The following is a 20,723-nucleotide window of genomic DNA, read 5'->3' as shown; positions in this document are numbered from 1 at the left end:
AGCAGAACTCCCTGCGCGACGCGCTCGTGGCGGCGCTGAACTTCCACATCTTCCATGAGCACGCGGAGCGGGTCACCCTGACCACCATCGCCCAGATGGTCAATGTCCTGCAGGCGATGATCCTGACCGACAAGGAGAAGATGGTCCTGACCCCGACCTACTACACCTTCCAGATGTATGTGCCGTTCCAGGATGCCAAGTCGCTGCCGCTGGCCATCAACGACAACACCAGCTACACCTTGGGCGCAGTGACCATTCCCGGCGTGAGCGCTACGGCGGCACGCGCCAAGGATGGCAAGCTGTACCTGGCGCTGGTCAACACCGATCCGCACAAGGCAGTCGATGTCGCCGTCAACGTCAACGGCACCAAGGTCAACGGTGCGGCCGGCAAGGTGCTGACCTCGGCCACGATGGACGCGCACAACACGTTCCAGGATCCGCAGGTCATCAAGCCGGCGGCATTCAGCACGCGTGCCGCAGGCGGCAAGCTGTCGATCAAGGTGCCTGCCAAGGCCGTGATGGTGGTCGCTTTGGAGGAGTAATTGCATCGCGCGCGAGCCGCTTCCTGATGCGCAGCAAGAAGCCGCGCCGCCTGTCAGTAGTGGCTTCCCGATGCCGTACTCCCGGACTGACAGAATTTGTTTTTTGGAGACTGTTTTGCGAAATCGACCACTTCAGCGCATCGTCATCGTGGGCGGCGGCAGCGCTGGCTGGATCACCGCCGCACCGCTGGCGCGGATGCTGTGCCGGCCCGACCAGCCGGAACAGCATTGCGAGGTGACGCTGGTCGAGTCGGCGGACATCGGGACGGTGGGCGTCGGCGAAGCCACGCTGCCGACGGTCCGGTTCTTCAACCAGATGTTGGGCATCGACGAAGCGGACTTCGTTCGCAAGACACGGGCGAGCTTCAAGCTCGGCATCGAATTTCGCGACTGGGGCCGCAAGGGCCATCGCTTCTTCCATGGCTTCGGCGACTTCGGCCCGGCCATTCACAACCGGCCGCTCTGGGCGTACTGGTTGCGGGCGCGGGCGCTGGACCCCACGCTGCCGTCGTACGAGGACTGGTCGGTCGCCACGGTGATGGCCCGGCAGCAGCGCTTCACGCCGCCGCAGCCCGGCGAGCCGGCGCCGATCAATGGGTTCAACTACGCCTTCCATTTCGATGCCTCGCTATACGGCGCCTACCTGCGCGAGTACGCCCTCCGGCATGGCGCCAAGCGGGTCGAAGGAACGATCACGCGCGTCGAGACACGCCCGGAGGACGGCTTCGTCAAGACGCTGCACCTGAGTGACGGCCGCCGCATCGAAGGTGATCTCTTCATGGACTGCTCCGGCTTTCGTGCCCTGCTGATTGACGGGGCGATGCAGTCACCCTATGAGGACTGGAGCCACTGGCTACCCTGCGACCGCGCACTGGCGGTGCCTTGCGAGCGCGTCGATCCCATGACGCCTTTCACGACGTCTACCGCCCAGTCCGCGGGCTGGCAATGGCGCATTCCGCTGCAGCACCGCACGGGCAACGGGCTGGTCTACTGCAGCAGCTACCTCGACACGGCCGAGGCGGAAAGGACGTTGCTCAGCCACCTGGACGGCAAGCCGCTGGACGAGCCGCGGGCGCAGCGCTTCGTCACCGGGCGGCGCAAGAAGGCGTGGGTCAAGAACGTGGTCGCCATCGGGCTGTCGTCCGGCTTTCTGGAGCCACTGGAATCGACCAGCCTGCACCTCATCATGGACGCCGTCGGCCGCCTGACGGCCCTGCTGCCCGACATGGCGTTCGAACCCACGCTGGCCGATGAGTTCAACCGGCAGATGGCCTACCGCTACGAGTCCGTGCGCGACTTCATCATCCTTCACTACAAAGTCGGCGAGCGGCGCGACAGCGAGTTCTGGCGCTACTGCGCCGACATGCCGATACCGGATGAATTGGCGCACCAGATCGAGCTCTTCCGCAAGACCGGACGCGTTGCCATCCTCGAGCCCGAGGGGTTCACCGAGCCCTCCTGGGTCTCGATCCTGCTGGGCCTGGGCATCGTCCCCGAACGCTGCGATCCCTATGTCGATCTGGTGGACATGCCGCTGATCAGCCGCCACCTTCAGGGCGTGCGCGAGGCCATCGCGAGAACGGTGGCCACCATGCCGTCCCATTCGAGTTTTCTGGACCGCCTGTCGCCTCCAATTTAGAGCGGGATCTGCGTTGCGAGAGCGCTACGTCGAGGACGGCCGGTACAGACAGCGTACCTACGCCTTCAGCGCGTTGGGGGTTCTTGTTGAAGCCCTTGCTGGAACACGTCTCGTTCAGGTGGGCCCAGCACCTCAACATCACCTTTGGCCTCGCCGATCGCACGTGTTCGCTGGCAACGACTTGTGTTCAACGCCCCGCCGACCTCGCCGAAGGCATAGACCAGGTAGATTCCACCGACACGGAAGTCCACACCACACATCGTGACCTGAGAGTCAGTTCGTACGACCAATTCGTTCGCGACGGCTCCCTTCCATGACCTGAACACCTGGAAGCGGACCGCGACCTCCGCTTGCTCGCATAGGGCGACTCGGTCTTCGTCGCCGGAAATCATGGTCCGGCAATCGCTCAGTCGCTTACTCGGTTGCTTACTCGGTCGCTTGGCCGATGAGTCAACCCACTTCGTTTCGAGTGTGACGGCGGTGACCAGTCCCGTAAACACCGCGGCTGCTTCGTCCCGCATACGTTCCGGCGTGGGCGCGCCTACGCATTGGCACGCGGAAGAGGGATCGGGCTGAGCGATAAGCAAGACGAGCATCAGACCTGTAGCTATTGGACCTCGCATATTTTCCTTAGGTTGTATAGACAAGATAACTTCTTGAGCCGAGGCGGCGTGCTGAACGCCGCCGGCTTGATGACCTGCGGATTCTGAAACGTGTTGTGTGCATCCATCGCGGCCGACGCCAGCCCGCGTTTAGTTGCCATCCAGCGTGAAGCAGCCGCACGCGCACTGCAGCCCAAGGGCTATTTCTTGTTCGTACTGTCCGGCGCGAGCTTGCGCCGCATCAAGGCTGCCATGCGCAGCCCCTGCGCGGCAGTAAGGAGTTCGCGCCGCCGCTCGGGATCCGAAATGCTTTGCGCCATGGTCTCGATGGAGACTGCCGAAGCTTCCGCGCCGGAGATGAACTCCACGCTTTGCAGCACGTCCTTTTTGTCGATGGTCCACTCCTTGAACGGCGCGTCGGGCGCTGGGTTGCGGCGCATCTCCGCAAGGATGTCGCCGCGGGTGACGCCCGCTTCGAGGCGGCCCTGCCACTGCTTGGCCCATTGGGCTGCGGGTTCGTCGCGCACGTTCTGCGCCAGCGAAACGAGCGTCTGGTGTGCCTCGTCCGCATTGCCGGCATAGGCGTAGGCCAGCGCTGCGGAGCGGGCGAGCGTGTCGACTTCGCGCGCGGTCTGCCAAGCCGAGATGACACCCTCCAGCGCTGCGCTGTCCGGGGCATCCGTGGCGGCCACTTCGGCCTTGAAGGCCGCGAAGGCTGCTTCCGGCGATTGCGGGTTCAACCCGCGCGCACTTCGCAGGTGGCCCTGGGCGGCCTGGAGATAGGCGCGCCGGGCATCACCTGCGGTGCGCTCACCCAGGCGCAGGTTCGCCATGCCCAGCAGATACCGGGCTTCGAAGTTGGCGTCCTCCTCTCGCAGGACGGCATTCAGCGCAGGCAAGGCGTCCTGCGGGTTCCCCCAGTCGATCTGCGCGCGGCTCAGCGTAAGGCGGGCCAGGTCGTCGTTCGGGAACTGCGTCGCCAGGCGGGCGACCTTCTTGAGCAGGGCTTCCCCGGCCGGCCGGTTCGGGCAGGCCTTCAAGGCGGCATCCGCCAGCACGAATTCGCCTGCCGCGCGGGGCAGCGCGTTGAACCTCACCCGGCTGGCGGGCAGCGATGGGAGTGCCACACGCACGGCATCCGTGCCCTGAAGGGCATACCGCCACATCACCTGGTTGATCTCGGAGGTCTTCAGGCCGTAGGCACGTTCGAACGCCGTCGTCGGGGACGCGCCGCGGTCGACGAGCCCGAGATAGCGGTTCAGGCGCTGGCGCCGGTCTTGCGACGACAGCATGTAGTGCGTCAACAGCCAGGACTTCGCCTCGAACTCCAGGCGCACGCCGCCCGGTCCGGCGTAGTTGTGGGCGTTGGCGAGGTTCTCCTGCAGGACGTCGCCATATTCCAGGCTGGATGCCTGCTGCCTGTCTTTGATAAGTCGTAGGTAGCCGCCGATTTCCTCCGGAATCCGGCCCACCACCATCTGCTTTTCCGAGAACCGCACGGCGGAGAAATACTGCGCGAAGCCATCGATGAACGATGTCGGGATGCGGATGTCCGTATGGCGATACAGGAAGTGCCGCGCATACGCCTCGAAGACATACGACAGGGTGTCGTTCAGCGGTGAGCTGTCGAGCTGCTCGTCGGCGAGGCTGGGGATGCGCTCCAGATGCACGCCGAATCCCTGAACGCCGGAGGCGCAACTGCTGTACAGGCCGACGGCATCGAGCGGCATGCTGGCGTCGACCTCACCCAGGTCCGACGCACGGCTGTGGAAGTAAAGCGTCAGCTTCGGTTCCTGTTGCTCGGCCTTGCGCAGGGGCAGGGTGTACAGGCGCAGCACATGGTCAAGCTTTTCCAGGTTTTCCAGCAGCTGGACGACGTCGTCTTCCCCGGCGTCGGAGTACACGACGAAGCGCTGGCTCTCGGCCCGGAACCACTGCGAGACTGCAGCCTTCTTGCCGGCCACCGTCACGCGCTCCAGGTTCTTGGCGTCGGGTTGCTGGGCGCCGGCCGGGAAGGCCGATAGCAGACAGAGGGCGGCGGCGATCGCGTTCGCCCAAGATCTGTTGCGCATGGAATTTCCTTCCAGGTATGTCGATGGTTGCTCTGCCGTAGATCCGCTCGTCATCGCGCCTGCGACGTGAGAAAGAAGATCAGTCGTTGGTCGCGGATGAGGCGCGTGACGTCATTGATCGGAAGGCTAAGGCGACTTCCAACAGGTCTGCACCAACCACCCGACCCCAAGCCCGACAGCCTCCTAGCCGGATCTGATATGCATTCCAAGCCCAGTCTTGCCTAACTACCTTGGGGCAGCACCCACTCGATGCCGATGCGGCGCGTGGCCGTTCCGTCGCGCAGCTGCGCCGGGTCAGGGGCAACGGCGGGGGTGGTGGTGGCGCGGGCCAGGCTCACGGCGTCCAGCTCGCGCTCCAGGGCCAGGGCCGGCATGCCGCGCACGCCGGCCGCCGTGACTTCGCGGCGCTGAACAAAGCTGCGCACGATCTTGCCGGTGGCATCGAGGTCCTGTTCCACGACGACCGTGCCGGCAAGCTCGGCGCGGCGTGCGATCAGCGGAAAGCCGTTCGCGTCGATCGCGCCCGGGCCGCTGCGCGGCACATCGGGCAGCAGATAGCCCGACGAACGCACGGCCATGGCGGTGCGCCAGGCATGCAGTGCACGCGGGGCCGTCATGCGCTGGGTGCGCACCTGTTCCTGGCTCCACCAGCGCAGCATCTCGCAACGTGAAGCGGGTGATTGCGCGGCATAGGTCCAGCCCGGCGTCTGCAGCGCGTTGCGCACCTCGGGGGCGAGGCTGGCTACGTTGCCGGGCGGCTTGGGCAGCGCGGCGACCAGCTCGTCCTCGAACGCACGGTCCGGCGCAGGCGGCACCTGCCGCGTGACCTGGCCCCATCGCGCCAGGCGCGCCGCCTCGCCCTGCCAGGCGGCATCGCGCTGCTCCGCAGGCAGCGCCTCGATCAGCTGCGCCACCTGCCCAGCGGGCCGCGTCTGATCCAGCCGTTGGCAAATGGCGGGTGTCTTGAGCGCATCGATCCAGATCGTGTCGCTGGGGTGCGGCGTCGTATCGGCCTGCCAGAGCGCCACTTCGTTGAGCACGCGATTGCTCAATCGCTGCGCGGCCATTTCGGCCCGCAGCTCACCCTTGCCCTGTGAGGTTTCCTCGTTCAGCCAAGCCGCCCAGCCGGCCTGCGCGCGCTCACGTTGTTGACGCAGCACCTCCTCGGCCACGCTTCGATGCTCCGGCGAGAGCTTCAGGTCGGCAGGCAGCTGGAACATGCCTGCGAGAAGCTCGACGGGCTGGCGCAGCAGGCCGGCTTCGCGCTCCAAGCGCTCCCGCAGTTTTGCCCGCTGTTCGACCATGGTGCGCAGCGCGGCTTCGTCGCGTTGCTTGTCGATCAGTTCCTGCTCCATCTGCTTGTTCTTGGCCGCCGCAGCCGCCTTGTCTGGGTTCTGCCCATCGGCCGCCACGCCGCCAACGCGACCTGGCTCCATGCCGGGAAAGGTTCCAGCCTGAGCCAACACCGCCGCCGGCGTGTGCATGAGCGCCGCCAGGGCAACCAACCGCAGGGCCACGCGCAGGTCAGCGCGCGGTCCCAGGTCTGCGAAACGTGCAATTCGTGATGCTTTCATAAACACTCCCAAGTGAAAGTTTCTACCCTTGGCCTGCATACAACTGCCGGCCATCCACGTCCAGCGCCCAGTCGCGCAGCACGCCATCAAAAACCTGCTCGCTGCAACCGGGCTATTGCGGCGCCGAAGCGGCTGCAGGGCGCCCGAGCAGCCGTTGCGGGATGTACCGGTAGTCGGCGTTGGGCGCTCCTGGCTTCTTCCAGACCAGCGCCAGAGCCAGGTCCGGGGCCGGCCCCTGGAAATAGCGCACACGGAAATTGCGCAGGCCCTTGGCCAGCTTCACGGTGGCCATCACCGGTTCCGGCGCGTGGATGCCGTCGTTGTTGATGACCTCTTCGTCGTCCACGGTAAGAATGGCCCCGTCGTCAGCCAGCAGCATGAGATCCATCGTGATGTCCCCCGGGATGTTGACGGTGAAACGGATGTCCAGCGCGAACCATTCGCTCATGTCCAGCCCGGGGAACCCGTCAGTGAATTTGCGCGGCGAGACGTCGAGCTGCGCCAGGCAGACGGTCTTGATGGGTTTGAGCCGGCGAATATCCTTCACCGTGGTGAAGCCCGGTCGCAGGCGGAACACCTCGGCAATCATCTTGCGGTCGGGCGAGTCCCCGCATTCTTCAAACAGCTTGGGCGGCACCGGGCTGCTGGCCGCAGGAGCGGCCGGGGCAGGCGGGGGAGGCGCGCTGACAACGGCCGGCGCCGGCGCCGGCGCGGCCGCCACCAACGGCGCGACGGCCTGGGGCACGGGCTCGACCTTGGTCACCTCGATGGGCGGGAGTTCGGGCATGGTCGGCGGCGGCGGCTCAGGCAGCTTGGGCGCAGGCGGCGGGGGTTCGGGTGGCTTGGGCGACTGCTTGACCTCGACGATTCTGATATCCGAATTGCGGGGCTTGGGCGGCGGCGCCTTGGAGCGCCACGACAGTATTGCCACCAGCAGCGCGAGATGGATGAGCACGGCGATGGTGAGCGCGTAGCCGTTGTGACGGCGTTGCCATTGAGGCCGTTGTGCAGGTTCGGCCGTGGGCGGGGCGGGGTCGTGAAGGGGCGGTGTCATAGGTATTTTTGTGGCGTTCGGCTGTTGTCAGGCAGCCTGCAAGGTTCATCGACGCGCCGGCCCCTCAAAGGCTGGGCGCGCCGCATTGACCGTGAAGAATGTGTTCGCGGTGTTCAGAAGATCTCGATCTCCGTCGTGGCTGGGGCGAGACCGTCGCTGACGGCGCGCAGCGTGGCGCGGCCCGGCTCGCCGGTGGACTGAAGGATCACCTGTGCCTGGCCGTTGAACACGCTGCGCTGCCACGGTGCGGCCGGTGTGGTGATGCGCAGCGTCGCCCAACGGCGGCCGCCCTGCGCGCCGTCGAACAGCGCGCGCGTGCCACCCTCCGGCGTCGGGAAGACGGCGGTCAGCGTGGCCTCGGGCCCAGCGGTCGGGTCGAGATCGACGGCCGCCATGCCGGCCTCCTGCCGCAGCGCGACGGCGCGGCCGTCAAGATAGAACTGCACACCCGGCGCGACCTCGCCCAGGAGCAGCACCTGGCGTTCGCCGGCGGGCGCTGTGCGCTTGATGGTGGCCTGCACCATGTTCCAGGCGCTGTCGGCGGGCTGCTGCTCGGGCCGCACCCAGGCGAAGGGGTCGCGCCAGCCGGTGCCGCCTGCCGTGGCCATCAACGCAGCAGCGTCCTCCGGCCGGGCGATGCTGCGGTGGCGCCAGCCCGTGGCGGCTGCGTAGCGATGCAGTTCGGCCGGGCGGTCGGCCTCGTGCGAGCCGGGGTCGCCGTTGCCCATACCGATGAGCCGAATCGGCCCGCTGACCTCGAACGCGACGCGGTGACCGGCGGTCGGAACGACAAGGCCCTCGCGGTCGACGACGTTCACGGTGACCAGTGCGACATCGCCGCCGCCCGCACGTAGCTGCACGCGGTCCACGCTCAGCCGCACCGCTGTGCCGTCGCCGGTCGTGGCAACGGTCTGCGTGGTGACGAGCTGGCCAGCCCGGTAGCCCCGCGCCGTCAGGCGGCCCGGCGCATAGGGCACGGTCCACTGCAGGTGGCCGTAGCGTTGCAGCGCCTTGCGGCCGAGCGAGCGGTCGTTCAGCAGCAGCTCGACCTCGTCGGTGTTGGCGTAGACGCGCACGTCGACGGGCTGGCCTTCGCGGCCCGGCCAGTTCCAGTGCGGCAGCACATGCACCATGGGCTCGGCGGTCCATGCGGCCTTCAGGTACTGGCCGCTGTCTTTCAGCGCGCCGGTCGTGTCCAGCATGCCGAACTGCGACGAGATGGCGGGCCAGCCGAAGGGGGTGGTCTCGCCGCGGTAGTCGAAGCCGGTCCAGACGAACATGCCGGCAAGGAAGGGGCGCTCGGCGTTGAACCGCCAGGCCTCCTCGATGGAGGAGGTGGACGCGCCGCCCGAGCGCTTGTCGTAGGCGGCGATGTGCACGTGCTGCGGGTCGTCGGCATAGACGCCGCGCGTGGCAAAGGTCAGGCCTTCCTCGGTGACGACCATGGGCCGCTCGGGGAAGCGGTGGTGCATGGCGTCGATGTCGTGCTGGCCCTTGTAGTTGAAGCCGATGACCTGGGAACCGACCGAGGTGCCCTCCGCCTGGCCCGAACTGGAGGCGGCCAGCGTGGCGGGGCGCGTCGGGTCCAGGCGGTGCACGATGGCCTGCATCTCGCGCGCCAGCCGGGTGCCGATCTCCGTGTTCTCGATGGCCCATTCCTCGTTGCCGACCGACCACAGGATGACCGAAGGGTGGTTGCGATCGCGCCTGACCATGCGCTCCAGCTCGTCGCGGATCTGCGGCGCCGTGCCCATCATGCGGTGCTCGTCGATGACGAGCATGCCAAGTCGGTCGCAGGCCTCCAGCAGCTCGGGCGTGGCGGGGTGGTGGGCGGAGCGGATGGCGTTGACGCCCATCGCCTTGAGCATCTTCAGCCGCGCCTCGTGCATGCCGTCTGGCAGTGCCACACCGATGCCGGCGTGATCCTGGTGGTTGTTGACGCCGTGCAGCTTGACATGGCGACCGTTGAGGAAGAAGCCCTCGTTCGCATCGAAGCGGATGGTGCGGATGCCGAAGGGCGTTTCGACGCGGTCGACGACCTGGGCGCCGCGCTTGACGACGGTCGTCAGCGTGTAGCGCTGCGGCGCCTCTAGCGACCAAAGCTGCGGCGCCTTGACGCTCAGTTGGGCCGTCACGTCCAGGCTGGCATCGGCGGCCACGCGGCGTGCCGGCACGCTGGCGTGGGCGACGAGGCGGCCTGCCGGGTCGCGCAGCTCGTGCTCCAGGCCGAAGGAGTCGGCCGCATTGCCGGCGTTGTGCACTTTGGTGTCGACGGCCACGTCGGCGCGGCCACCGACCACGGTGGCGCGCACGAAGCTGCCCTGGGGCGCCACGTGCAGCGGCCCGGTCTGCGTCAGCCACACATGGCGGTAGATGCCTGCGCCTTCGTACCACCAGCCTTCCTGCGTGGTGGCGTCCACGCGCACCGCGACGACATTGCGCCCGCCGAAGTTCAGGTAGTCGCTGATGTCGACCTGGAAGCCGGAATATCCGCTGGCCTCGCGGTGCAGGTAGTGGCCGTTGACCCAGACGACGCTGTCGCGGAACACGCCGTCGAACTCCAGCGCGATGCGCTGGCCGCGCGCCGACTGGGGAACTGCCAATTCACGCCGGTACCAGCCGACGCTGTTCTCGGGAAAACCGCGGCCGATTGCCTTCATGCCGTGCTGCGAACTGCCGCGTGAGCTGAACGGCAGCTCCACGGCCCAGTCGTGCGGCAGGTCGACGCGGCGCCATGGCCGGTCCTCGAAATCGGCTGCGGCGGGGCCGTCGCCGTAACCCGCCTTGGCGAAGAAGAACGGCCGCATGCCGTGGTCGAAGTCCTGCGCCGGATCCGAGGCGTGGCCCAGCGCGAAGCGCCAGCCATCGTCGATACGGATGCGCTGGCGCGCGCCGTCGGCCGCAGTGGCGCTGCCGGCGGCCAGGACCAGCGCGAGGGCCCAGGAGGCCCACGAGAAGAAGGAAGCTTGTCTCATCTGTATTCCCGAGGGCGGTTGTCAACTCGCCGGCTTGGCGGCGCCCCGTTCCCGTCGGCGCTCTGGGCCTGGGCCTGGGTGGCCATTGTGGCGCGTGCGAGGGCGCTGGCGAGGACGGTTTGCTTCGGATTCATGGGTTCAATGGCTGGCTGGCTTGGCTGCAGTGCGCGGCCATTGCAGCGTCGTGCCCGCCTGATTGCGCACGACGATCAGGTCGACAGCCAGGCCGGTGGTCAGCAGCGATTGCAGCGTCGCCACGTCGTTGACCGGTTGCCGAGCCGCGCTGACGATGACGTCGCGGGGTTGCAGTCCGGCGGCTGCGCCGGCACTGCCCGCTTCGACGGCCAGCACGATGAGGCCGGCCTTGTCGCCCAGGCCGGCGGCGGACTGCTCGCCCAGGGTCTCGACCGGCTTGAGGCTCAGGCCGTGAAGCTGCTGTGCGGCCTGCAGCGGCGAGGCGTAGGCGACCTGCTTGGGCACTGGGAATGCAGGCTGCAAGGCCAGCGCCTTCAGTCGCGCCGGGCGCACGCCGAAGTCGTCCATGGGGAAGTTGACGAAGCCGACGCGCGCGGCAAGCTCGGCGTTGGTGACCGTGTAGTCGCCACGGGCCGGTGCGGCGAAGCGCGGGTCGCCGGCGACGGAGTCGGCATCCGTGCCGCGGGCCTGAGCACTGCGCAGGTCGGCCTCGCTCGCGAAGAAGTTGCGGTTGACGCTGCGGCCCCAGCGCTTGATCTCCACAGGCTGATGGGCGCCCATGACGACGTTGGACTCGAAGACGTCGCCACCGTTGTCGAACCACACGTGCGGATGGAAGCTGCTGTTGACGAAGATGTTGTTGCGCACGATGCGCTGGAAGCCCTCGCGCAGCTTCAGGCCGCCGGCCAGCATCAGGTTGTCTTCGATGACGTAGTTGGAGGCGCCGTCGTCCAGGTCCACGTCCCAGCCGTGGTCGCAGCGCCAGCGGTTGTGCCGCATGACGATGGGCTCGACGGCGTCCAGCAGCGCCAGCTCCGGGTAGGCTGCGGCGCGACGGGCCATCTCGGCGTAGTCCGGGTGCCAGTAGCGGTCGCGGCCCCAGCTGTTGAAGCTGCCGTGGTCGCCGGTCAGGCGCACCGTGTCGAAGACATCGTTGTGCGTGAGGCGGTGCCCACCCCAGTTGCCGTCGCCGATGTTGATGCCGGCGCGCGGCATGCGGTAGATGCTGTTGTGATCGACCGTGATGCGCGCAGCCATCGCGATCTGCACGCCGGTGGCCTGGCGGTCGATCTGGCCGATGTCGTGGATGAGGTTGTCGCTGGCCTCGGAGTCCTTGGGGTAGGCATCGGACTTCGGGCCCGGCGTGCGGTCGATGGCCGCGACCTCCAGCCGCTCGTGGTACTCGAACAGCGGCGAGCGCACGGCCTCGGGCCGGCCGACGAAGGCGATGGCCGTGCCGCCGATGTCGTGGATGTGGTTGCGCGAGATGGCCACGCGCTGGGCCCGGCCGCTGACGACGACGGCATGACCGCCCAACTCGACGAAATCGGAGTCCTCGACACCCACGTCTGCGGCGTTCTCGATGGTCACCGCACCGACGCGGTAGAACGACCAGTCCGAGCGCAGCAGCGGCTCAGTGGCCTTCAGGAAGGTGGGCTCGGTCTCGCTAAAGATCAGGTGCTGCAAGCGGACATGCCTGACGGCCTCGCCCCGGCCTTCGATGCGCACCAACGCCTCCTGCACGCCGCCCCGAAAGCCAAGCGCTGGCGGCTTCACCCCGGCCAGCGGCTTGAAGTAAAGCAAGCCGTCCTTGCGGTCATGGAACCACTCGCCCGGCGCGTCCAGCTCTTCCAGCACGTTCTCGACGTAGCGGTCCTTGTCGCTGGGTGGCATCCTGCGGTTGTTGCCGACCTGCAGGCCGTACTGGAGGCGGCCATCGGGATGCTTGCCGAGGATGGGCACCTGCAAGCCGCCCCACTGGTAGCCGTGCAGCGCATGCAGCACGGCACCTTGCGGGTCGTGCCAGCGCGCCACGCGCTCGGGCGAGGTGGCGTCAGCTGCGCCGCCGAAGCCCGGGTTGGAAGGGTCGAGGTTGGGGTAGCGGGCGCGCACCAGCGGCGCCTGGCCCAGCCACAGGCGCTGGAACGACGGGCCGGCATATCGGGCCCGCCAGATGCCGTCCTGCCAGCCTTCCCAGCGCAGCGCGGGCAGCGATACCGCGCCGCTCAGCACCGGCCGCGCCCCGGGTGCCGCGGCCAGCACGAAGGGCTCGTCAGCCGTGCCCGACAGCGCTTCGTCGATGACCACGGGCGCGGCAAGCGCGTAGCTGCCGCTCGCAAGCTCGATGCGGTGGATTCGCTTGTCGGTCCGCGCTCGCTGCAGCGCGGCCTGGAGGGACGTGGCGTCCTTCACGGTCAGTGTCTCGGCCTGTACGCCCCAAGCGCCCAGGACCGCCAGCGCGACCAGCAGGGCCTTGACCTTCACTGCGCGGCCTTGATGCGCACCATGATCACGCCATGCGACGCGACCTTGCCGCCGTAGCTGCCGCGCACGCCCTTCGTGACCTTCTTGCTCCACAGATCTTTCACGTCGGCCTTCTGGTCGGCGGGCAGTTGGAGCTGCTCCCAAGCCACCTTCATGTCGGCCGGCGTCTTGCCGCGGTTGAACAGCACCACCGCGTGTTCACCACCCGCCAGCGCCCGCACCCAGACCTCGAGGTCGCCTTCCTTCAGCGCGCGGCGGCCTTGCTGGCCCAGCGGGTCCTGGTCGACGGCGATGACATCCTTGTTGGTGAGGATGCGCAGCGTGTCGGCGTCCATCTTCGTCAGGTCGTTGCCGGCGATCAGCGGCGCGGCCAGCATGGCCCACAGCGAGAAGTGCGATTCGTACTCGGTGGTGGTCATGCCGCCGTTGCCCACCTCCAGCATGTCGGGGTCGTTCCAGGCATTGGGAGCCGACACGCCCCCGCGCGCGGCTTGCATGTCCAGGATGTTGGTCATGCCATTGCCCCGGTCTTTCGTGCTTTCCCAACCGTCGTAGATGTCGTGGGTGGTGCGCCACAGGTGGCCCACCGCCGGGCCCCAGCGCTCGGGGTGGTCGGTGCCCCATTCGCAGATGGACAGCACGATGTCGCGGCCTGATGCGCGCAGCGCCTTGGCCATGATGGTGTACGCCGCCTCGGCGTTGCGGGTGCCGGTGTGGCACCAGTCGTATTTCAGGTAGTCGACACCCCACTTGGCGTACTGGCGTGCATCCTGGAACTCATGGCCGGCGCTGCCGGGGCGGCCCTCGCAGGTCAGGGAGCCGGCGTCGGAATACAGGCCGAACTTCAGGCCCTTGGCATGCACGTAGTCGGCGAGTGCCTTGATGCCGGACGGGAAGCGCTGCGGATCGGCCTGGATGTTGCCGTCGGCGTCGCGGTTTTTCTGCCAGCAGTCGTCGATGACGAGGTACTGATAGCCGGCGTCCTTCATGCCGGAGGCGGCCATGGCGTCAGCCTGCTGGCGAATCAGCTGATCGCTGACGTTGCAGGCGAACTTGTTCCACGAGTTCCAGCCCATGGGCGGGGTCGGCGCGACGTTGGGCTTGGGCGCGTCGAGCTTGAGGGTTTCATGCGCGTGAGCCGGAGCGGCCGCCACGAAGCAGAGCAGGGTCAGGGCGCGCGCGGCGCGTCGGAGAAGGGCATGCATGAGAAGAAGCGCGGTTGGGTTTCTGAAAGCGGGGGTTCGGCTGGCAGGCGGGGTGCGCTCAGCGTCCATAACGTCGGCCAGCCGATTCCAGGGGCCAGTCGTCGGTACGCAGGGGCGGCAGCGGCAAGCCGTCGCCGCCGACGACATTGGCCTCGCTGGCGTTGTTCACCCAGGCGTAGCGCGCCGCGACGGGAGCGGGCACCGCAGCACTGCGCAGCACGATGCGGTCGCCGTCCAGCTGGGCTTCGGCGGGCATCCAGCGGCGGTCGGCCCCGGCGACGTAGAAGCCGCGCAGCGGCTCACCGGCGTGCGCCGTTCGCAGGCCACCGACCGTGGTGTCGAAGCGCAGTTCGAACTCGCTGCCTCGCGCCTGGTGGCTGGTCAGGCGCGGGCCCGTGGCTGGCGCGGCGCGCAGGCCCAGCTCGTGCATCGCCAGCCCGGCCAGGCGCTGGCCGACGGTGCGCTTGTTGCGCGGATGGATGTCGACGGCGTCGCCCACGTCGATGGCCGTGGCCATGCCGGTGTGGGGCAGGGCCAGCGCTGCCGCCTGGCTGGCGCGCAGCTCGGCCCAGCCATTGCCATCGGGCCGGTTGTCGGCCAGCGGCAGCCAGGACGCCAGCTGCACGAAAAAGAACGGCAGCTTGGGGTCGGCGAACTGGCCGCGCCAGTCCTGGATCAGGCGCTTGAAGCCCTCGGCATAGGCTGCGGCGCGCCCGGAGTTTTCCTCGCCCTGGTACCAGAGCACGCCACGCACCGACAGGCCTTGCAGCGGCGCGATGAGGCCGTTGTGGCCCAGGGACGGCGCGTTGTTGGCCGCAGGGCCGGCCGTCATCGTGGCCTTCTCGACGCGGGCCCGCCAGGCACCGGCGAGGGAGACGGTACCCGCTGCTGTGTCCAGGCGCAGGTCAGCGGCGTCGCCGTGGATGCCGCCGCCACCGCCCGTGTCGGTCACGCGCACGGCGATCCAGTTGGCGCCAGCGCGCAGCAGGCCGGCGGGCACGGCGTATCGGCGCGGCTGCTCCCAGCCGCACTGGCCGCCGACCTTTTGGCCGTTGACCCAGACCTCGTCGCAATCGTCCACCTTGGCCAGGTGCAGTTCGGCACTGCCGGCGGCCTGGGTGGGCTGGAGCTCGATGCGCTTGCGCATCCAGACGACGCCGTCCACATTGGCCAGCCCCTGGCCCTCCCAAACGCCGGGCGCCTGCAACGTCGGCCACGCGGCGTCGATGTCGCTGGCCGCGGACCAGCCCGAGGCGTCCGCGCCCTCCAGCGGCAGGCCCTTTTGCCAGGCGGCGATGCGCGGCAGCATGCGCTGGCCCAGCGCGGCGCTGAAGGTGGCGTTGTCGGCCGGCAGCGCGCGCACGGCCGGCGCAAGGTCAGGGTCGCGCAGCGCGGCCTCGCGGCTCATCCAGGTCTCCAGCATGGAGCCGCCCCAGGCGGTGTTGATGAGGCCGATGGGCACGCCCTGCACGGCCTGCATCTGCCTGGCGAAGTGGTAGCCGATGGCGCTGAACTCGCCCACGCGGCCGGGCTCGGCCACGACCCAGGATGCCGGCGCGATCTCGGCTTCCGGCTGCACGCTGGCGCGCAGCGGGACGCGCAGGTGGCGCAGCTGCGGGTTCTGCGGCGAGGCGACTTCCTGTGGGCCGGTGTCGGTCGGCGCCAGCGGCCACTCCATGTTGGACTGGCCGCCGAGCAGCCAGACGTCGCCGATCAGGATGTCGTTCAGTGCCACGATCCCGTCGCCCTTGACGAACAGGCGGTGCGGGCCGCCGGCCGGCAGCGGGGGCAGCTGCGCGCGCCAGCGACCGTCTGGGCCGACATGCGCCGTGCCGCTGCGACCACCGAGTTCGACGGTCAGCGTCTTGCCGGGCGTGGCCTGGCCCCACACGCGCAGGGGCCGGTCGCGCTGCAGCACCATGTGCTCGCTGAAGACTTCAGACAGGCGCACGTCCGCCTGGGCGGTGGCGGCCATCAGGGAGAGCAGCAGCAGGGAGAGATGGGGCTTCGTCATGGGTGTCGTCGCATGGGGTGAAGTTCAGCAGGACGGCGAGCAGCGCTCTCAAGCGCAACGAACGAGCCGCGCGCCGTGCGGCGGGATGGTCAGCTGGCGAGTGCCCGTGGGCAGGTCTGCGCGCGCCCAGCAGTCACGGTGAGCATCAGGCAACCAGGCGGGCAGTGGCACTTGCCAGGGCGTGTCGCCGGTGTTCAGCCACGCCGCCCAGGTGCCTTGCGGGCCGTTGCAGACGAAGCGATGGCCCTGCGCCACCGAGTGCCACTCGCGTGCCCCGGGTACGCGCAGGAGCGCCAGCACCTCGGGGTTGGTGACCAGGCGCAGCGTCCAGTCGTCGAGGCGGCGCAGGTCGTTGCCCAGGATCAGCGGGCTGCGCGCGCAGGTCCAGGCGGTGAGCAGCAGCAACTGCTCGTCGCGCGTGAAGCGGGTGTCGCGCTCGCCGCGGCCTTGCTCGTCGTAGTTGCGCAGGCCGATCTTGCCGACGGGCAGCATGTCGGCATCGGGCCAGGCGCCCGGGCGGGCATGCGGCGCCCACTTCACGAGGTTCACGAGGTTGTCGCGCAGCTGCGGCCAGGTGTCCCAGAAGTCGTTGCAGACGCGCCATTGGTTGGCGTGCGCCTGCAGGTGGGCCGACTGCTCCAGGTGCGCCGGGCCGGGCGACAGGCTCAGCACCATGGGCCGGCCGGTGGCGTCGATGGCGCGGCGGATCAGCTCCACTTCCTTGGCGTGGTAGTTCGGCGCGGCGATGTCGTCGACCTTGACGAAGTCCACGCCCCATTCGGCCAGCTGGGCGAACCACGCGCGGTACCAGTCGAAGGCGCCGGGGTGCTCGGGCTTGACACCGCACATGTCGGTGTTCCAGGCGCAGGTCGAGCCGGCGTTGGCCACCTCGTTGCAGCGGTACTTGCTGCCGGCGATGGGCAGCTCCAGCCCGACCGCCTGGCGTGGGATGCCGCGCATGATGTGCACGCCGAAGCGCAAGCCCATGGCGTGCACCTGGGCGGCCAGCGGCGCGAAGCCGCGGCCGCCGGCGGCGCTGGGGAAGCGGTTGGGTGCCGGCTGAGGGCGGCCGTTGCCATCCAGCACCAGCGGCGCGAAGTTCCGATACCACCCCGACGTGGCGCCCGCCTCGTACCACTGGATGTCGACGGTGGCGGTGTCATAGCCGAAGGGCAGGAGGCGCTCGGCCAGGATGCGCGCGTTGTCCAGGTACTCGGCTTCGGTGACGCTGGCACCGAAGGCGTCCCAGCTGTTCCAGCCCATCGGCGGCGTGGGGGCCCAGGCGTGGAAGGGCAGGCCGGGCTCGGGGGCGCCGGTGGCGGAGACCTTCGCGGCGGCAGCGGCTGCCGAGCTGCCGGCCACGGCGGCCAGCCCCGCGCCTGCCACGGTGCGCACGAAGCTGCGGCGGGCGGGTTCATCGGGCAAGGGGGCTGTCGAGAGGGTCTTGTTCATGAGCGATGCGGGAATGAGGAAATCAGGAAATGAAGGGCCATCTGCACGCGCCAACGGCCATCGGCACCGACGCGAGTGCTGGCCTGGCGCCCGCGAATTCCACGGTCGCCGAGGCGGACGCCGTTCAGCGCTTGATCGGCTCGAGCGTCAGCAACGCGATGTCGTTGCTGCGCATCGGCACGGTGAAGTTCAGCAGCCCATTCTTGCCGATGTTGACGGTGCGATTCACCTCGGGCAGGTCCTGGGTCAGCAATTGCAGCTTGGCGAGCTGCGCGGCGTCGAGCTGCTTGGGTGAGCCCATTTCGAGGTAAGCCGTGTGGGCGTCGTTGGCCTTGTAGCCGGCGCGGCGCAGCGCGAGCCGATAGGCGCCAGGCTTGAGGTTGCGCAGCGCGAGCTTGAGCGCTGGCGCCGGGCCGTTGGGCACCGGCTTGCCAAAGAACACGCCGTTGCTGTTGGTCTTCTGGTCGGGGTGCTGCCAGTCCCATGCGACGACCGCCGCTTTGTCGCCGTCGACCGCGGCCAGCACCTTGTCGTCAGCGCTCGGGATCTCGTTGCCGCGCAATGCGTTGAGGTACCTGTAGGCGAACCAGGCCGGCTTGCGCAGGCCATCGCGCGTCATCAGCCCGAAGCCGCCATGGAAGGCCGCATCGGGCGGACCCGGTTCTTCGAACAGGTCGCTGTAGGTCCAGTAGCTCATGGCCTGCGCGTAGCCGCGCGTGCCGCGCAGCTTGGTCAGGATCCACGGTGCGCTGATGTAGCTGTCGTGCACCTTGTCGCGCGGGTTGTAGCTGGTGCTCCACTCGGTGATGTACAGCGGAATGCCGGGGAAGGCCGAGGCCTCGATCTCGCTGCGGTTGCGGCGCACGTCGCCAATGATGGAGTTGGGGTCGGGCGCCAGGATGCGGTCTGACTTGCCGAATTCATCGAGAAAGCCCTCGGTGACACCGTAGCTGTGCGTGGTCACGAAGTCGACCGGCACGCCTTCCTGCTTGGCATAGGCCAGCAGCTCGGGCACCCAGGCCGCGCCGGCGGTGGAGGGGCCGCCGACCTTCAGCGAGGCGTCCACCTTCTTGAGCGTGCGCGCCGTGTTGGCGTAGAGCTCGAAATAGGCTTTCTGGTCGGCGTTCTCCCAGAAGTCCTTCAGGTTGGGTTCGTTCCACACCTCGAACGGCCACTTGCGCACTTCGTCGATGCCATAGCGCTGGATGAGGTGGCGCGCGAAGGCGTCGATCAGCTCGGCCCAGGGCCCGGGCTGCGGGTGCGAGGTGTTGCCCTTCCAATAGAAGATGGCCAGGTTGGACGTAGTCATGACCTTGGGCGAGAAGCCCAGCTCGATGAAGGGCTTGACCCCGCGCGCCAGCAGGCCGTCGTAGAGGCGGTCGATGCCGGTCCAGTCAAACACCAGCTTGTCGCCTTCCTTCTTCACCGTGCCGTAGACGTCGTGGAAGATGTCGTGGAAGCGCACGTAGCGAAAGCCCAGCTCGTCCGCAGCGGTCTTGAGCTGCGCCAGGTTTTCGGGCCGGCCGGTCGTGCCGGGATAGTCCGCGCCGATGGCGAGGTCGAAGAAGCGGTCCATGGGTTGGGTGGCTGCGGCGCGGTCCAGCGTGACCTCACGGGCGGCGGGCGGCGCGGCGTGAGCCGTGGCGCACAGGCCGAGTGACAAAAACGCCGCCGCCAGGCGGATGACGGCGCGCGGCAGGGGAAGCAGAGATGTGTTCATTCGGAAGGGTTCGTGAGAGAAATTGCTGAGGCAGACGGCGATGCCCTCAGTTGCTGTAAAGCATGCCCCGGCCGGTGCCGCTGAAGTAGATCCGGCCGTAGACGTTCTGGTCGGCCGCGATCACGCCGATGCCGCCGAACTGGTGGGCGTCGTCGTTGAAGCGCGACCAGGTGGCACCGCCGTCATCGGATCGGTACACGCCCCACACGCCGCCCACCACGCCCACCACATAGACCGCCGCCGAGTACCCGGTGCCCGGCTTGGCCTTGCCCAGTGCTACGGCCATGGCGCCCTGCACGTCGGCCCATGGGTTGCCGACAAAGATCGACGCGAAATTGCTGAGCTTGGCCCAAGTGGCGCCCGAGTCGGTCGAGTGGTAGACCGCGTTGCCATCGGCCAGCCAGAGGTCGCCCTCGACGTTGGGGTTGACGGCCAGCGAGGTGTTCGCGAAGTAGTTCGGGGCCAGCCCTGCGGCCACCGAGCCGGGGCTCAACGTGAAGGTGTGGCCACCATCCGTGGAGACGTAGACCTTGCCCGGCGTGCCCCACCAATGGCCGCCGGAATCGTAGGCATAGACCTTGTTCGGGTTCTTGCGATCTGCGGCCAGGCGGTAGCCGCGGCTATAGACGCTGTTGATCGCCGGCAGATTGGTCGACACCCAGGTCGCGCCGTTGTCCGTGGTGTAGGACGGCACCGAGTTGCCGGGCGCCCAGACTGCCTTGTTGCGCGCGGTGACCGCGATGCTCGCTTCCTGGTTCGTGTTTGTTGCGGCGCCGGGCGCGAGGGTGGCGAACTTCGTCCAGGTCTTGCCGCCGTCACCGGACCAGTAGCCGTAGCTGGTGCTGGTGCCGTTGACGACGCCGATGGCGGCGACGTATTGCGGGTCGGACCACGCCATGTCGGCAGCGAAGCTGTTGCTCCAACTGGTGCCCGGCGTCAGGGTCGGCTTGGTCGCGAGATCCGTGTGCACCCAGGTGCCGACGTCGCCCGAACTGTTGATCACGGTGTACGTGGCGCCGGCCGGCGGCGTGGCCAGGCTCAGCACCGCCGTCTCCTCCAGGCCGTCGACCGCCTCGGTCCAGCTCGGCGTGGCCGCGGAGGCGTTGCGGGTTTCCCAGATGCCGCCACCATGGACGTGCAGCACGCGGTCAGGGTTGAGCGGATCGATCTCGACGTCGTCGATCCAGCCGGAGAACCCGTCACCGGGCGGCGAGTGCGGCATGGTGGCCGCGATCTCGCGCCAGGTCTTGCCGCCGTCGCTGGACAGCTGAACGATCTGCTGGCCGTTCCAGTTGCCCCAGGAGTTGCTCACGCCCAGCGCGATGCGGGTGGTCGCGCCACTGCCGACGACCGATACGCCGCCGAAGCCGAAGTTGGTTCCGCCGATCGGGTCGACGCTCTTGAGCAGCGTCCA

At 68.2% G+C, this 20,723-nt stretch carries 12 protein-coding genes and 1 pseudogene; 2 read left to right on the top strand and 11 right to left on the bottom strand.

Annotation, left to right across the window (positions count from 1 at the left end; translation table 11 throughout):
• Nucleotides 1–542 (top strand): alpha-L-arabinofuranosidase C-terminal domain-containing protein (locus ABIS05_RS00795; protein ID WP_348012069.1); only part of this gene is annotated, 542 nt, incomplete at its 5' end.
• Between the two features lie 115 nt (nucleotides 543–657).
• Complete coding sequence (locus ABIS05_RS00790; RefSeq protein WP_348012068.1) at nucleotides 658–2,181, top strand: tryptophan halogenase family protein; 1,524 nt, start codon at nucleotides 658–660, stop codon at nucleotides 2,179–2,181.
• Between the two features lie 65 nt (nucleotides 2,182–2,246).
• Here ABIS05_RS00790 and ABIS05_RS00785 read toward each other — a convergent pair whose 3' ends face one another.
• The 11 genes and pseudogenes from ABIS05_RS00785 to ABIS05_RS00735 form a co-directional block, all read right to left on the bottom strand.
• Nucleotides 2,247–2,573, bottom strand: coding sequence for a hypothetical protein (locus tag ABIS05_RS00785; RefSeq protein WP_348012067.1), 327 nt, complete (start codon nucleotides 2,571–2,573; stop codon nucleotides 2,247–2,249).
• 410 nt (nucleotides 2,574–2,983) lie between these two features.
• A complete protein-coding gene (locus ABIS05_RS00780) occupies nucleotides 2,984–4,909 on the bottom strand; it encodes a hypothetical protein (RefSeq protein ID WP_348012066.1) in 1,926 nt (641 codons plus the stop codon).
• A 167-nt stretch (nucleotides 4,910–5,076) separates the two neighbouring features.
• Nucleotides 5,077–6,429, bottom strand: coding sequence for a hypothetical protein (locus ABIS05_RS00775; protein ID WP_348012065.1), 1,353 nt, complete (start codon nucleotides 6,427–6,429; stop codon nucleotides 5,077–5,079).
• Nucleotides 6,430–6,541: 112 nt separating this feature from the next.
• The gene (locus tag ABIS05_RS00770) at nucleotides 6,542–7,483 is read right to left on the bottom strand and encodes a PA14 domain-containing protein (RefSeq protein WP_348012064.1); all 942 of its coding nucleotides are present in this window, start codon (nucleotides 7,481–7,483) and stop codon (nucleotides 6,542–6,544) included.
• Between the two features lie 113 nt (nucleotides 7,484–7,596).
• Nucleotides 7,597–10,458 carry a beta-galactosidase GalA gene (gene galA, locus ABIS05_RS00765; RefSeq protein ID WP_348012063.1) on the bottom strand — a complete coding sequence of 954 codons (2,862 nt, stop codon included), beginning with the start codon at nucleotides 10,456–10,458 and terminating at the stop codon, nucleotides 7,597–7,599.
• Nucleotides 10,459–10,596: 138 nt separating this feature from the next.
• Nucleotides 10,597–12,918, bottom strand: coding sequence for a PDZ domain-containing protein (locus ABIS05_RS00760; protein WP_348012062.1), 2,322 nt, complete (start codon nucleotides 12,916–12,918; stop codon nucleotides 10,597–10,599).
• On the bottom strand, nucleotides 12,915–14,123 hold the full coding sequence (locus ABIS05_RS00755; RefSeq protein ID WP_348012061.1) for a glycoside hydrolase family 27 protein: 1,209 nt from the start codon (nucleotides 14,121–14,123) through the stop codon (nucleotides 12,915–12,917). The genes ABIS05_RS00760 and ABIS05_RS00755 overlap by 4 nt, the downstream gene beginning before the upstream one ends.
• Before the next feature lie 58 nt (nucleotides 14,124–14,181).
• Nucleotides 14,182–16,137 carry a sialate O-acetylesterase gene (locus ABIS05_RS00750; protein WP_348012060.1) on the bottom strand — a complete coding sequence of 652 codons (1,956 nt, stop codon included), beginning with the start codon at nucleotides 16,135–16,137 and terminating at the stop codon, nucleotides 14,182–14,184.
• Between the two features lie 48 nt (nucleotides 16,138–16,185).
• A complete protein-coding gene (locus ABIS05_RS00745) occupies nucleotides 16,186–17,589 on the bottom strand; it encodes a hypothetical protein (RefSeq protein WP_348012059.1) in 1,404 nt (467 codons plus the stop codon).
• A 124-nt stretch (nucleotides 17,590–17,713) separates the two neighbouring features.
• On the bottom strand, nucleotides 17,714–19,309 hold the full coding sequence (locus tag ABIS05_RS00740; RefSeq protein ID WP_348012058.1) for a GH39 family glycosyl hydrolase: 1,596 nt from the start codon (nucleotides 19,307–19,309) through the stop codon (nucleotides 17,714–17,716).
• A 46-nt stretch (nucleotides 19,310–19,355) separates the two neighbouring features.
• A pseudogene (locus tag ABIS05_RS00735) lies at nucleotides 19,356–20,723 on the bottom strand (dockerin); the annotation flags it as partial.

The sequence above is a fragment of the Roseateles sp. genome, from assembly GCF_039929605.1.
In the GTDB taxonomy this organism is placed as follows: Bacteria; Pseudomonadota; Gammaproteobacteria; order Burkholderiales; family Burkholderiaceae_C; genus Pelomonas.
This window is presented reverse-complemented; position numbering and strand designations above follow the sequence as displayed.

Excerpts from the sequence above, each read along its gene's own strand:
- ABIS05_RS00770 (WP_348012064.1), bottom strand. The coding sequence starts at position 7,483 with ATGACACCGCCCCTTCACGACCCCGCCCCGCCCACGGCCGAACCTGCA.
- ABIS05_RS00755 (WP_348012061.1), bottom strand. The coding sequence starts at position 14,123 with ATGCATGCCCTTCTCCGACGCGCCGCGCGCGCCCTGACCCTGCTCTGC.
- galA (WP_348012063.1), bottom strand. The coding sequence starts at position 10,458 with ATGAGACAAGCTTCCTTCTTCTCGTGGGCCTCCTGGGCCCTCGCGCTG.
- ABIS05_RS00775 (WP_348012065.1), bottom strand. The coding sequence starts at position 6,429 with ATGAAAGCATCACGAATTGCACGTTTCGCAGACCTGGGACCGCGCGCT.
- ABIS05_RS00780 (WP_348012066.1), bottom strand. The coding sequence starts at position 4,909 with ATGACGAGCGGATCTACGGCAGAGCAACCATCGACATACCTGGAAGGA.
- ABIS05_RS00740 (WP_348012058.1), bottom strand. The coding sequence starts at position 19,309 with ATGAACACATCTCTGCTTCCCCTGCCGCGCGCCGTCATCCGCCTGGCG.
- ABIS05_RS00785 (WP_348012067.1), bottom strand. The coding sequence starts at position 2,573 with ATGATTTCCGGCGACGAAGACCGAGTCGCCCTATGCGAGCAAGCGGAG.
- ABIS05_RS00750 (WP_348012060.1), bottom strand. The coding sequence starts at position 16,137 with ATGACGAAGCCCCATCTCTCCCTGCTGCTGCTCTCCCTGATGGCCGCC.
- ABIS05_RS00745 (WP_348012059.1), bottom strand. The coding sequence starts at position 17,589 with ATGAACAAGACCCTCTCGACAGCCCCCTTGCCCGATGAACCCGCCCGC.